This window comes from Actinomyces oris (assembly GCF_006546825.1).
In the GTDB taxonomy this organism is placed as follows: Bacteria; Actinomycetota; Actinomycetes; order Actinomycetales; family Actinomycetaceae; genus Actinomyces; species Actinomyces oris.
In genome coordinates this window covers 430585-444445 of sequence record NZ_VICC01000001.1, presented here as the reverse complement: position 1 = coordinate 444445, position 13861 = coordinate 430585, and the positions used below count along the sequence as shown (strand labels likewise).

At 66.0% G+C, this 13861-nt stretch carries 11 protein-coding genes and 1 pseudogene; 5 read left to right on the top strand and 7 right to left on the bottom strand.

All coding sequences use genetic code 11. From position 1 onward, the window contains the following. Window positions 1-4: 4 nt before the first annotated feature. From FK267_RS13465 to FK267_RS01875, 5 genes are all read left to right on the top strand, one after another. Window positions 5-808 carry an IS1634 family transposase gene (locus FK267_RS13465; protein ID WP_198498120.1) on the top strand — a complete coding sequence of 268 codons (804 nt, stop codon included), beginning with the start codon at window positions 5-7 and terminating at the stop codon, window positions 806-808. A gap of 557 nt (window positions 809-1365) precedes the next feature. Beyond that, window positions 1366-1446, top strand: coding sequence for a hypothetical protein (locus FK267_RS13810; RefSeq protein WP_309313460.1), 81 nt, complete (start codon window positions 1366-1368; stop codon window positions 1444-1446). A gap of 187 nt (window positions 1447-1633) precedes the next feature. Then, window positions 1634-1810, top strand: a complete 177-nt coding sequence (locus FK267_RS13555; RefSeq protein ID WP_232622479.1) for a hypothetical protein — start codon at window positions 1634-1636, stop codon at window positions 1808-1810. Between the two features lie 71 nt (window positions 1811-1881). Then, entirely contained in the window at window positions 1882-2253 is a 372-nt protein-coding gene (locus FK267_RS13550) for a hypothetical protein (protein ID WP_232622478.1), read from the top strand. Between the two features lie 682 nt (window positions 2254-2935). Then, window positions 2936-4000, top strand: a complete 1065-nt coding sequence (locus FK267_RS01875; protein ID WP_232622477.1) for an SGNH/GDSL hydrolase family protein — start codon at window positions 2936-2938, stop codon at window positions 3998-4000. A gap of 126 nt (window positions 4001-4126) precedes the next feature. On the opposite strand, the gene FK267_RS01870 is transcribed toward FK267_RS01875, so the two are convergent. The 7 genes and pseudogenes from FK267_RS01870 to FK267_RS01830 all read right to left on the bottom strand — a co-directional run bounded on the left by FK267_RS01870 (window position 4127) and on the right by FK267_RS01830 (window position 13794). After that, window positions 4127-6013, bottom strand: coding sequence for an alpha/beta hydrolase (locus FK267_RS01870; RefSeq protein WP_141406017.1), 1887 nt, complete (start codon window positions 6011-6013; stop codon window positions 4127-4129). Between the two features lie 781 nt (window positions 6014-6794). After that, on the bottom strand, window positions 6795-8357 hold the full coding sequence (locus FK267_RS01860) for an MFS transporter (protein ID WP_141406014.1): 1563 nt from the start codon (window positions 8355-8357) through the stop codon (window positions 6795-6797). A gap of 894 nt (window positions 8358-9251) precedes the next feature. Continuing rightward, window positions 9252-9425, bottom strand: a pseudogene (locus FK267_RS01850) (inositol monophosphatase family protein); the annotation flags it as partial. 77 nt (window positions 9426-9502) lie between these two features. Continuing rightward, entirely contained in the window at window positions 9503-10030 is a 528-nt protein-coding gene (locus FK267_RS01845; RefSeq protein ID WP_141406010.1) for a hypothetical protein, read from the bottom strand. Then, window positions 10027-11316: an AAA family ATPase gene (locus tag FK267_RS01840; RefSeq protein WP_141406009.1), complete on the bottom strand. Its 1290-nt coding sequence runs from the start codon at window positions 11314-11316 to the stop codon at window positions 10027-10029. The genes FK267_RS01845 and FK267_RS01840 overlap by 4 nt, the downstream gene beginning before the upstream one ends. Before the next feature lie 145 nt (window positions 11317-11461). Further along, window positions 11462-12331: an inositol monophosphatase family protein gene (locus FK267_RS01835; RefSeq protein WP_141406008.1), complete on the bottom strand. Its 870-nt coding sequence runs from the start codon at window positions 12329-12331 to the stop codon at window positions 11462-11464. Beyond that, window positions 12328-13794, bottom strand: coding sequence for an amino acid permease (locus tag FK267_RS01830; RefSeq protein ID WP_198498119.1), 1467 nt, complete (start codon window positions 13792-13794; stop codon window positions 12328-12330). Before FK267_RS01830 ends, FK267_RS01835 begins: the two co-directional genes overlap by 4 nt. Window positions 13795-13861 lie beyond the last annotated feature (67 nt).

Here is a 13861-nt window from a genome sequence, read left to right as displayed (position 1 = left end):
CCCGATGATCAACGACTTCATGGACGCCTACGACCTCGACGACGTGGTGGTCGTGGCTGACGCCGGGATGATCAGCGCCGCCAACAAGCAGGCCCTGGAGAGAGCCGACCTGTCCTACGTACCGGGCTCACGCACCCCCGCGCGTCCCCCACGTGATCAGCTCCTGGCACGACAACCACCCCGACCAGGACGTCCCCGACGGGCTGCCCCCGAGTCCCAGCCCTGGCCCGCCGGCCCCAGTGACCAGCGCCGCGACGAGACCATCTACTACCGCTACAGCGCCGACAGAGCCCGACGCACCCTACGCGGGATCGACACCCAGGTCGCCAAGGCCGAGACAGCCGTCGCAGGAAAGATCCCCGTCAAGCGCAACCGCTTCGTGCACCTGTCCGGCGCCACCCGGAGCATCAACCGCGACCTGGAGAAAAGGGCCCGCACCCTGGCCGGGTGGAAGGGCTACGTCACCAACCTGCCCAACCCCGACCCCGAGACAGTCATCAGCGCCTACCACCGCCTGTACAACATCGAGAAGTCCTTCCGCATGTCCAAGTCCGACCTGCGAGCACGCCCCATCTACCACCACCTGCGCCAGTCCATCGAGGCCCACTTGACCATCGTCACCGCAGCCCTTGCCATGGCCCGCTGGCTGGAGACCACCACCGGCTGGTCCATCAGACGCCTAATCACCACCGCACGCCGCTACCGCACCATCACCATCAACATCGCCGGACACACCCTCACAGCCGCTGACCCCCTCCCACCTGACCTCACCCAAGCCCTCCACAACATCCACCACGACACTAAATGAGCCAACTCAGGTCAGGTAAGCAACATCCACGATAGTTTTCTTAGAGGCCGCGTCGGTAGGTGCTGTGTGGGAGCTGGGTATGGGCACAAGGTCCCGGCAAGAAGTGAGTATTTGTAGTTGCTTCTGAATTGCCCCGGGTTTGATGGCAGCAGTGATGATACGGGGGGAATATTGCCATGGGACAGAAGAAGTACCCCGATGAACTGGCGAGGGCCACGAGGATGGCTTTGGAGGCACTGGCTGACCCAGTACGGACTAAGGGCGCCTTACGTCAGATCGCCACGAAGCCGGGATTCCATCACGAGTCTCTACGCACCTGGGTGAGGCAGGCCCAGGGGGTCGGCAAGGTCAGTGGGTGAGGGTGTCTGAGCCGCTTTGATGGGGGTGGTGTGTCGCTGGGACGGGGGCATGGGCCCGTAGGGACGATGAGTGGCGTCTAGTCATCTCCTCGTCCTGGAAGCCCGCGCTGATGTCAGCCTCCACCACGTCTGCCCTGTCGCACCAGCCCCCGGGCCAGGTTCTTTAGGAACATCACCGACCCTCGGGATCGGCGGGGCGTGCGCCACAGCCTGTTCACGGTCCTGTCCCTGGCCATGACGGGAGTGCTCGAAGGCCGCCGGAGCCTGACGGCCATCTAGGAGCACACCACCGACCTGACCCCGTCTGATCTGCGGTCCCTGGGCTTGGAGACGGGGCAGGCCCTGCCGTCGGCAGTCATCCATCCGGCGGGTGCTGTAGGACCTGGACCCCACCGACCTCAACACCCGTCTGAGGTCATGGTTCTGCACACGCACCGGCACCATCGAAGGAAGAACAGTCATCGCGGTGGACGGCAAGACCATGCGCGGGGCCCGCCTGGGGCAGGCCTCGGCACCGCACCTCCTGTCGGCCCTGGACCACGCCACGGGTGCCGTGCTGCCCCAGGCCCGGGTAGCGGACAAGTCCAACCAGAGATCCCCGCCATCAGAGAGCTTCTCCAGCCCCTCGACCTCGACGGGGTAGTGGTCACCGCCGACGCCATGCACACACAGGTCGACACCGCCCAGTGAATTCGCGATCAGGGCGGCCACTACGTGCTCACCGTCAAAGGCAACCAGAAGACTCTGCGCAGGACGCTCAAGGACCTGCCCTGGAAGAAGGTCCCGTCCATCTCGAGCGTCGACACCGGCCATGGGTGGCGAGTGCGGCGCACCGTCATGGCTGTCCAGGCGCCCAAGTGGGTGGACTTCCCCGGAGCGGCTCAAGTGGTCCAGGTCCGGCGCACCCGAACCACCAAGGATCGCAGGAGCGCGGGCAAGAACGGCGGCGGTAGCGCCAAGAGGACGACTGTGGAGGTGGTCTACCTGGTCTGCTCCCTACCCATGGGACAGGCCCAACCCGAGCAGGTTGCCGCCTGGGTCCGGGGACATTGGAAGATAAAGAACCGGCTCCACGTCGGTCCGTGACGTGGTCACGGGCGAGGATCACCACCAGCTGCGCACCGCCAACGGCCCCGAGAACATGGCCGCCCTAAGGAACCTGGCCATCAGCCTCATCCGGCTCCTTCACGGCCCCAGTGCCTGTATCGCCTCAGCCACCAGATCCTTGTCACGACAACCAAAACACGCCATCAAGCTACTCACCCAGCCAACCACCTAAACCGACTTTGCCAACCCCCTGACCCACTACACCATCCGCAGCCTCATCCACACCGGACGCCTCAAAGACCATCCGACAACAACCACCTAAACCAGACCACTCCCTCAAACACGAAGCCCCTCCAAACTTCCGCTATGGTAAATTTGACACGAACTAGTTACAGTTTGGCCCTGACGACTCCATCGTTGCACGCGCCAACTCGATCAGGCACGGAGCCTGATATCGCACACCCATCCCGTTTGGCACAACTGATAGAACCACATCCTCTCATAAAGAGAGTTTCTTGGAGAGAGCATGCTCAATCATTCTCACATTTCAACGGCACCGTCGTCGGCCTCATCGAGTGCCACGCCACGAGACACACGGTCACGGAGACGCCACACGCACCTGGGTGCGCTGGCCTGTGCCGCAGCCCTCGTGTGGACCTCCGCCGTCAGTCCCTCGGGCAATGCCACACCTCAGGAGCCTTCGCCCCCCAGCAGTACCTATGTGGCTCTGGGGGATTCCTATGCTTCCGGCGTCGGGGCTCCTCCCTACGACGATGACGGGTGCAAGCGGGCCGCGGGTGCCTACGCCCACCAGGTGGCCGGCCAGACCGGTAAGTCGCTCGACTTCGGCGCCTGCGCAGGGGCCCGCAGCAAGGACTTCTACCAGCCCGGGAAGGAAGCCGCCCAGCTCGACCACCTGAACGCCTCCACGAGCCTGGTCACCTTCTCCATCGGCGGCAACGACGCCGGCTTCTCCACACTCTTCTCCAAGTGCATCACCGCCGCCCCCTTCACCACCTGCTCCGGCAACAAGGAGGTCTCCGAGCAGGTTGACGGCGCCATCAGCGCCCTGGCCGGCAAGACCACGCGCGCGGACATCACCAGCTATGACACGCTCGTGGCCGACATCGCCGCCCGCGCCCCGGGCGCAACCGTCGTCGCCGTCGGCTACCCGCGCATGTTCACCCCGCAGGGAGCCGGCCAGATCCTCCCAGTACCGGGGCGCTGCGAAGGCGTCACCAAGGTGGATCAGCGCTGGATCAACGCCAAGACCAACGAGATCAACGCCGCCGCCAAGGCCGCGGCCCAGCGCCACGGCTACCGGTTCGCCGACCCCTCCGGTCCCTTCGCCGGACACGAGCTGTGCGGCAAGCAGTCCTCCTGGTTCGACGGCCTCATCAACGACGGACGCTTCCACCCCAACGCCGCCGGCCACAAAGCCATCGCCGGCTCCATCATGGGCGTCCTGAAGGAGCAGCCGGCCGCCGCGCAGGAGCTGCCCGCCGCCGCACAGGCGCAGGTGGACAACACGCGCCCCGCAGGTTCCTTCACCCTTGCCCGCAACGGCGACCAGCTGGCCCTGGACGCCTCGGCCTCCACCGACTCCGACGGCACGATCACAAACATCGACTGGTACATCCAGCGCGCTGACGGCTCCGAGGAGATCCTCACCGGGACCCAGGCCACCGCCACCGTGCCCGCCGATGAGCAGGTCTCCGTCACCGCCGTCATCACTGACAACCAGGGCAAGGAGGACTTCACCACCCAGATCGCCCCCGCCGCCTGAGCCGCCGCGTGTTCCTCCCGGCAGGTCGCCCCTGCGCAGCCCCGGTCGTCGAACGCACCCCCTCAGTGACACCAGCGGGCGGGCCGAGTGCACCTCGGCCCGCCCGCTGAGTCGTCGGCTACGCGCCTACTCGTTGCCGTGGCAGGTCAGACCCTTCTTGGGCATAGTGCCGGAGATCAGGTAGGCGTCGACGGCGTCGTTGACGCAGGAGGCGTCGCCGCCGTAGGCGGTGTGCCCATTGCCCTCCCAGGTCAGCAGCTGGCCGGAGTCGAGCTGCTCGGCCAGGGACTTCGACCAGGCGTACGGGGTGGCCGGGTCACCGGTGGTTCCTACCACGAGGATCGGCGCAGCCCCGCGGGCATGGATCTGCGTGGGCTTGCGGGTCCCGTTGTGCCCCCACACGCTGCACACCAGGTCCATGCCGACCGCGGTGTTCCCGAAGACCGGGGCCTCGCGCTGGGCCTGCTCGTACTGCGCGGCCCAGGTCGTCTTGTCGCCCTCCACCGGGTAGTCCAGGCAGGTGACGGCCTGGAAGGCCCCACCGCCGTCATCCTTCGCGGAGGTGTCCTGCTCCTCGGAGGCCACGAAGGCTGAGCCGTCGCGGTGGTTGATGGCCTGGTCGAGGGCCTTGTTCAGCGGCTCCCAGTTCTGCTCGGTGGTGTAGAGGTACTCGCTCAGGGCGGTGACGATGTCCGCGCCGGTCACGGTGCGGTTCGGGTCACCGGTCGCCAGGGGCGTGCTGTTGGCGGAGGTGATGAGGTCGCGGATCTGCTGGACTCCGGCGTCAGTGCCCCCGCTCAGCGGGCAGCCGGTGGAGTTCTGGCAGTAGTCCACGTAGGTGCGCAGCGCCTGCTCGAAGCCCTTGGCCTGCCCCAGTCCCTGCTCGGCGAGGGACAGGGAGGGGTCGATGGCGCCGTCGAGCACCATGCGCCCCGTGTTGCCGGGGAAGGTCTCGGCGTAGACGGAGGCGAGGTAGGTGCCGTAGGAGAAGCCCAGGTAGTTCAGCTTCTCCTGGCCGGCCAGCGCCCGCAGGATGTCGAGGTCCCGGGCTGCGGAGACGGTGTCGACGTGGTCGAGCAGGGCGGCGGGCTCGGTGTTGGAGGCGCACTGCTCGGTCAGCTCTTGGAAGGACTGCCGGGTCGACTCCGCCCACTCCTCGTAGGACTCGCCGCCCGAGGCGGCCTCGGCGGAGGCCTCCGCGGAGGGCTCAGTACCTGCCGACGGCGTGCCCGAGGCCGACGGCGAGGCCGTGGCCCCAGCCGAGGCGGAGGGCTCAGCGGTGCCGGAGGATGAGTCGTCGTCGCTGGAGCAGGTGATGGCCGTGGAGGAGCCGACCCCGCGCGGGTCGAAACCGATGATGTCGTAGGCCTCGAGCAGATCGGGGCTGAAGGCGTTGCCCGCCCGCTCGGCGAAGGAGACCCCGGAGTCGCCGGGACCACCGGGGTTGATGAACAGGGCGCCCTGGGCGTGGCCGCCGGTGGCGGCGCGCTTCTTCACGGCGATCGAGATGGTCTCGCCCTTGGGGTTGGCGTAGTCCAGGGGGACGGTGATGACGGCGCAACTGAAGGTGGCCGTGTCGGTCTCCTCCTCCAAGGAGCCGGCCGTCCCGGCCGTCCCGGTCGCGCCGGTCGCGCCGTCGGCGCTCGGGGTGGCGGTCGCCTGCGCCGAGGCCGTGGCGGCCGACGTGGAGGCACTCGCCTGGGCGGTCTTCTCGGAGGCCTTCTCCACGCCGTCGGTGGCGGCGCAGGGGTACCAGTTGACGGCCTGGCGGTAGAAGGACTCCAGGCCGGAGGGAATCGGGCCCGCGACGGTGGCCGAGCCGCCCGCTGCGGCGGACAGTCCCGCCCCGCAGGCGCTCAGGCACCCGCCGACGAGGACCGCCAGGGCACTGATGCCCGTACGACGACGGCGCGGTGCGCCGCCTGTCATCGAGGACTGCGCGGACGTCTGCGCCGCGCTGGCGCGCCCTGAATCGACCGGACGCCGCCTTAGTGTTCTTGTCATGCGCGGCATCTTACGAAGGCCACCTGTGTCCCCCATATGCCCGGCGTGTTCGTAGGGTAAGTCACGCGGTCGTACCCTGAACCCTCTGTGTTGTCTCATGACTTCTGAGAGTTTCGGATGTCATGACATCTGAGACACCGGTTGAGTGTGTGTCTGCCAGATGGGAGAGCTGCTGATTCTCCCTGCTGGAGGGGCTGCCCCGGTGGCTGTGGTGGTTGCCGGCGTCGTCTGGATGCACTGCACGAGGGTGGGGTGCTACTGGAGGAGGGTGGGGGGCACTTTGGGTAGGTGGGGCCTTCGTGCAGTACGCACAACCCTTGGCCAGTAGATCCCGACCCTCGTGGAGCAGGTCGACCCGAGGTGAGACTCACTGCGGAGCCGGCGTCCAACCATGACCACCGGGCCCCAGCGCAGACGGCGGGCAGGGGACGGTGGGGACGGACCTGTGACGGAGGAGCCGGGCCGTGCCGCAAGAACCCCGGACTCACTCCTGCGAGGACTGGTGTCCACAGCGCTGACATTAGCCAGCCCGGCGTCAGCGCGCTCAGCGGGGATCGTTGGAATACTGCGGTTTCTCTCCGGTGTGCAGCGCCGGTACGGGGTTAATGTCAGTGCTGTGGACACCAGCGGCCCTCCAGACTTCTTCCCCTCGCCCCATCCTCGCCTCCAGGACCACCAGCCCGCCCAGAGTTCCCGCCCGAGCGAGAGTCTCAGAAGTCATGACACTCACATGTCTCAGAAGTGAGGAGACAGCACAGTGCCCTGAACCCTCGACAGCGCGGGAGCACGATCACGAGGCGAACAGGTGCGAGACCTCTCGCTTCTGGCGCCGTCCGGGGACGGTCAGGGCCAGGTGGATCGCGACGGCGAGCATCACCGCGGCCCCCACCCCCAGGCTGACGCTGAGCCCCGCATCCGTGGCGGAGCGGACCAGCGGTGCCAGGTGGGAGCGCATCCCTGCCGGCGTGGCGGTGGGCCATCCGTCCAGGGCCCGCAGCCCCTTGCCGGAGGCCACCAAGGAGATGAGACGCTCCCGATCCGCAGTCCGCCCCAGGACGCCGATCTGCGGGGCCATCGTCATCACGCTCCGGATGACGCGCTCATAGCTCACACCCATGACCGCGACCCCCATGACGATGCCGAGCTGCCGAGCGGAGGCGGAGAATCCTGAGGTCATCCCGGCGGTGTCCTCATCGGCCGAGAAGACCGCCAGCTGGTTGACGATCGTCCCGGTGGCCCCGGTGGCGGCCCCCGCCAGGACGAGCCCGGGAATGAGGACCAGCCAGGTACTCGATCCGCGTAGGAGCATAAGCAGGCAGGAGCCGATGACGCCGCCCAGCACGATTCCCAGCAGGTTCGCCCTGGCTCCATGGCGTCTGACCGCTCCCCCGCAGGTGGCGGCCACGATGAGGGCGGAGGCGCTGAAGGGCAGGAAGCACAGTCCGGTCTGGGCGGGGGTGAGCCGGTAGATGTTCTGCGCGTACAGGGACAGGAAGGCCATTGGCCCGATGAGGGCCGCCTGGATGATGAAGCCGACCAGGACGCTGCCGGCGTAGGTGGGTTCGGTGAGGATCGAGACGTCGACCATGGGGCTGGCCGATCGTCTCTCGACGAGGCAGAACGCGGCGAGCAGCACCGCCGAGCCGGCCAGCAGGGAGACGATCACGGGCGAGGCCCATCCCCACGTGTTGCCCTGGAGGAGCGCCAGTGTGAGCGCCCCCGTCATGGCGACGCACAGCACCGTGCCCGGCCAGTCGACCTTCCTGGATGCCGCCTTGCCCGCGGCGCCGCCCCGGTCCGCGCCGACCTCGGGAACCCAGCGCGATCCGCGCCAGACCGCCAGGCCCACCGGGACGTTGACCCAGAAGATCGAGCGCCAGCCCGCCATCAGCACGAGCCCTCCGCCAAGGAGCGGTCCCAGGGCGATCGCCGCACCGGAGACCGCGCCGTAGACACCGATCGCCCGCGCCCGGGCGGGGCCGGCCTGGTAGCGGTCCGAGATCATGGGGACGCCGACGCCCAGGAAGATCGCGCCACCGACCCCCTGAATGAAGCGGCTCCAGTCCAGGACACCGACCGACGGTGCCAGCGCGCAGACCAGGGAGCCGGCCGTGAACAGGACAACGCCCCAGCGGAAGAGGCGCAGCCGCCCGACCGATCCGCTCAGCGTCGCCGCCGACATGAGGAGTGTCCCCAGCGGCAGGGTGTAGGCGTTGACCACCCACTGGAGCTCGCTCAGCGACGCCCCCAGCGCGGCCCCCATGTCAGGCAGCGCGACGGAGACGACCGTGACGTCCAGGACGTTCATGAAGCTGGCGGTGCAGATCAGCAGCAAAACGAGTGTCTGCCTCACATGGCGCACCTTTCGCGAGGGTTCCCGGGTGGTGGCACGCGCCCCCAGACCTAAACGACCGCCACACAGATTAACACCGGGGCGACCACCTGTGCGCAGCGCTCATCCGGCTGCACGACCGCGCGGTCGTAGGGTAGGTCGCGCGGTCGCACCCTTGAACCCTCTGTGCTGTCTCCTCACTTCTGAGACATTTGGGTGTCATGAGTTCTGAGACACCCGCTCGGGCACGAACCCGGGGCAGGCCGGTGGTCCAGGAGGCGAGGGCGGCCTAGGGGCGAGACATGACGGGGTGTGGGTGTCCATGGTGCTGACATCACGGGTGCCTCGGCGCCGCTCGCCGGAGAGAAACCGCAGGATTCCAACGATCCCCGCTGGGAACATTGACGGTGGGCCCGTTAATGTCAGTGCTGTGGACACTAGGCCGCGCAGGAGTGAGACCGGGGTCCTTACGGCACAGCCCGGCGCCTCCGTCACAGGTCCGCCCGACCGACTTCCGACCGACGTCTGCGCAGAGGGCCGGGAGGCTATGACCCGACGCCGGCTCCGCCTCGAGTCGGCCCGCTCCACGAGGGTCGGGATCCACTGACCAAGGGTTGTGCGTACTGCACGAAGGCCCCACCCACCCAAAGTGCCCCCAACCCTCCTCCAGTAACACCCCACCCTCGTGCAGTGCATCCAGACGACGGCAACCACCACAGTGACCGGGGCAGCCCCTCTCCGGCAGACTGAAGCAGCAGCTCTCCCATCTGGCAGACGCACCCCACCGGTGTCTCAGATGTCATGACATCCGAAACTCTCAGAAGTCATGAGACAACACAGCACCCTTGAACCCTCGATCTCGAGGCATAAGGCACGACCGCGCGAAGGCAGGCACCTGGCCCGCCGCAGCGAGCCTCAGGCCCCGACGGCGCGCAGGTGCCCCAGCACCTCGGCGTGGGCGGTCGGGGTGCCCACGAGGAGCGAGCCGGCACGGCGCACGTCGAAGGGCGCCCCGTCCATCCGGGTCAGGACCGCGCCGGTCTCGGTGCACAGCAGCGCACCGGCCGCGACGTCCCAGGGCTGGAGCCGCACACAGTCTAGAGGACGCAGTACCCCATTAGATTGTCCAGATTCGAATCACTTGCAGCAGTTCTTAAACCTGATTGTCAGCAACCACGAAGATCATCAATGACACCTCGTAACGTGTCATCAAGAGTCCAAACATCGACGTCGACCACTTTACGATTGAAGTTTTTCGATGAGAGGCGCCACTCCTCGACGATGGTGAGATCCCCGATTTCAAAAACACCGTCCCCAAGAGAGCGCTCGAGACCGTAGCCATGACCTTGACCGTCCAATAGAGCACGAATCACCTTGTCGTCCCAAGAAAACGACGTAAACGCCCACGGAGCCTCACCCTTCAGCGCCGCTTCAAGAAAGCGGGAGAATTTATTTGCACATTTCTTTCTTGCCTCAGGTTCCTTAGGAACTTTGATCTTCCTGATGTGTGCCCCTGTCTCAAGAACCGTTGCCATAGGGATCTGCAGTTCAACACCTGCGTCGCACTTGGCTTGAAACTCCTCGACGACCTCCACAGATCGATCACTTTCGTATGGGACTTCCAGAATTTCCAGAAGAACACTGGTGTCGAGCAGTTCCAGCCTCCTGGGGGGAACGGTTGTCGAAGCATTCATGAGATGATGTCCCTAAGAGAGCGCGATGTTGACGTCGAGGACGGAGTGACGGTAAGCGAGCCGCGAGCAACCTCCTGTCCAAGTCGACCAGCCTGGACAAGCTGGATATAGTTCTCATGCTCGATGAGGGGAGTGAGGCGACTACGAGAATCCTCGTCCCGACGAACAACGATAATACCTTCATGATCTTCAGGTGAAACAGCATCAAGCAGCGCTGGACTGTGTGTCGTTGTGATGAGGGTGATATTTTGATTCGCCGCTTCCTCTCGCAATAGGTATAGAATGCGAGAAGCTTGATCAGGAAAGAGACCGTTCTCAATTTCCTCAACCACAATAACCCTCCCCTTTTGGGGGTGGTTATCTGATTCTTGAGATATAAGAAGGGTGGCCAGGATTGCCAGATAACGCAGCGTCCCGTCACTCATAGTGCTTGCAGGAATGAGAAATTCTCCGGCAGGACCGATTTCCTTGAGTGCGACCATGACATCAACAGGAGATGGCGCATCCGGGAATCTACCTTCAGCAAAAGTGAGGTCGGTTGCACGCGCACCAACAAGGCTTTGCACCAGGTCAACTAAGCGCTCCCAGAGCTGAGGACTCGAGCGAAGACTGTGCAGTTGCGCCGACAACGACGAGGCTGTGCGGTCCGGCGAGGCCCCAAGGCGCACATACGATCGCATACTTGAGGGGACAGGATCAAGGACAAAAATTCCTGAGAGAACTTCAATGACCCGACGAGCGACGCCAACTACTAATCTACGGGACTTTGTGTCTTCGGGAACTCTCGTGACCGCCTGAAATGCCACCATTCGATTGGCAGGCATTGAGAAAATCTTGGGAGACCCCCCACTATATATCTTCGCTGAAATAAGACCACTTCCAGGATCATCCTGAACGGCTTCAATGAGCGTAAGATTGCGCTGCCCAGTAAGTCGCAACCGCTCCCGAAGAACCTCAAACCTTTGGGGATCAAGCTCGATATCAAGAACTGCTTGCGTATCATCACCCAGGTCAATGGTCACCCCGACGTCAATCGAGCCTTGATTGAAGGGGGTGCAGCCACTAAGGCCGCCACGAAGGCCCGCGACCTCCGGATCGTCGCGATCCAGGTCCGTCAGAGTGCGATCCGAGGAGAGAAGGGCGAGCAACGATAGCGCATCAAGCGTGTTCGACTTTCCGCTGGCGTTGCGACCAATGAGCATCGTCAGTGACGAAATCGGAAGTTCTTGATTCTTAAAACTCTTGAAACTCCCTAAGCGAAGCTTGACGAGGCGAGGTGAGTCCATGTCTTGATGTTATCACCAACACAACACCTGTTGTCCAGAAGAGCCGACGAGGCTACCTTTGGCGAGCCACCTCGCACCACCTGAACCGTTGCAAGTCGGCAATGTAGAGGCGCGAAGGCAGGCACCTGGCCCGCCGCAGCGAGCCTCAGGCCCCGACGGCGCGCAGGTGCCCCAGCACCTCGGCGTGGGCGGTCGGGGTGCCCACGAGGAGCGAGCCGGCGCGGCGCACGTCGAAGGGCGCCCCGTCCATCCGGGTCAGGACCGCGCCGGTCTCGGTGCACAGCAGCGCACCGGCCGCGACGTCCCAGGGCTGGAGCCGCGGCTGGGCATAGACGACCGCGCCGCCCGCGGCCACCTCCGCCATCTCCAGGGCGGCCGCCCCGTAGCAGCGCATGCCGCGCGAGGCCTCGATGGCCTGGCCGATGCCCGCATCCTGCGTGAGCTGGTAGTGGGCGATGAGCATGCCCTCACTCAAGGGCAGGTCCTCCAGCCGCTCCAGGGCCCGCGGCGCCGCGTCGTCGGTGCCCGCCGACCCCGCCAGAAGCGGCTGCACCCATGCGCCCCGCCCGCGGATGGCCGTGTAGAGCCGGCCCGCCACGGGGTCGGCGAGGACGGCCACCGTGGGCGCGCCGTCGTCGACCAGGGCCAGGGAGATGGCCCAGTCGCGGTGGGTGGCCACGTAGTTGAGGGTCCCGTCGATGGGGTCGAGCACCCAGGCCCGCCCGCGGTAGGTCTCGAAGTCCTCGACGCGGTGCGCCTCCTCGCCGTGGATGGGGACGCCCGTGGCCTCCAGGTGACCGGCGATGCGCTCCTCGACGCCGCGATCGACCTGGGTGACCAGGTCGTTGCGGTGGGCCTTGGCCTCGATGCGCAGCTCCTCACCCGGGTCCAGGGCGAAGACGGCCGCCTGGCGGACCGCAGCCACCCCGCGGGCGAGCAGCTCCTCCAGGCAGGCCGACGACGTCGGCCCGACCGACGGCTCCGGTGTCACTGACCCACCGCCACCGGCACTCATGACTGGAGCTCCTGCTGCCTGGCGAGCCGGCTGCTGTGGACGAGCCAGGCCACGCCCAGCACCACCAGCCACAGGGGCGAGGCGAAGACCGCGATGCGAGTGTCGTGGGCCTGAGTGAGGGTCCAGATGACGAAGGCGAAGAAGCCCAGGCACAACCAGGCCGCCCCACGCTCACCGGGCAGGCGGAAGGTGCTGGCGCGGTGAAGCTCGGGCCGCAGGGTGAGGAACCGCAGGTAGCTCACGACGATGACGCACCACACGAGGATGAACAGGACGCTGGCCACCGTGGTCACCGTCGTGAAGGCCGCGATGATGGACTTGGAGGTGTAGAGCAGCGGGATCGAGGTGAGCAGACTGGCGCAGGTGACGGCCAGGGACACACCCGGCACCGAACGAGCCGTCAGCTTGCGGAAGACGTGAGGGGCGTTGTCCGCCCAGGACAGGCCGAAGAGCATCCGGGAGGTGGAGTAGACCCCGGAATTGGCCGACGACGCCGCGGCCGTGAGCACCACGAAGTTGACGACGCTGGCGGCCACGCCGAGCCCCGCCAGGGCGAACATGGCCACGAAGGGGCTTGCCTCGGGGTTGATCTCCTGCCACGGGGTGACGGCCATGATGGCCGCGAGCGCCCCCAGGTAGAACAGGACGATGCGCACCGGGATGGCGTTGATGGCCCGGGGCAGGGTGACCTCCGGGTCCTTGGCCTCGGCGGCCGCGGTCCCCACGAGCTCGGTGCCCACGAAGGCGAAGATGGCGATCTGGAAGGCCCCGAAGAACCCGCTCGCACCGTTGGGGAAGAGCCCGCCGCTCCAGATGTTGGAGAACTGGGCGTGGGCGCCGTTGGGCGCCGTGAACCCGCGCAGCACCATGAGGACACCGACGACGACGAGCGCCATGATGGCCACGATCTTGATGATGGAGAACCAGAACTCGATCTCCCCGAAGGCCTTGACGGTGGCGAGGTTGAGGCCGAACAGCAGGATCACGGTCACCACTGGCGTGGTCCACAGAGGCAGGTGTGGCCACCAGTACCTCACGTAGCCGGTGATGACGATGACCTCGGCCACGGCCGTCACCAGCCAGCACACGTAGTAGGTCCAGCCCACGAAGAAGCCCGCCCACGGCCCGATGAGGTCGTGGGCGACGTCGGCGAAGGACTTGTAGGACAGGTTGGACAGCAGCACCTCGCCCAGGGCCCGCATGACCAGGAAGAGGATGGCGCCGATGACCGCGTAGACGAGGAACACACCGGGACCAGCCAGGGAGATCGTCTTCCCCGACCCCATGAACAGCCCGGTTCCGATGGCCCCGCCGATGGCGATGAGCTGGACGTGGCGGTTGGTGAGGTGGCGCTGGAGCTGAGGCTCGGCGTCGTGGTCCACCATCTGGTCGAGGTCAGGCCGCTGAGGCGGCGAGGACTCGGCCGCCGAGGTGGAATCGGCGGGCGGCGGCGTGAGGGGCATCTCGTCTCCTGATCGTGGGTGACGCCACGAGCCTAGCGCTACCAGGTTCATCCCCGATTCACACGGG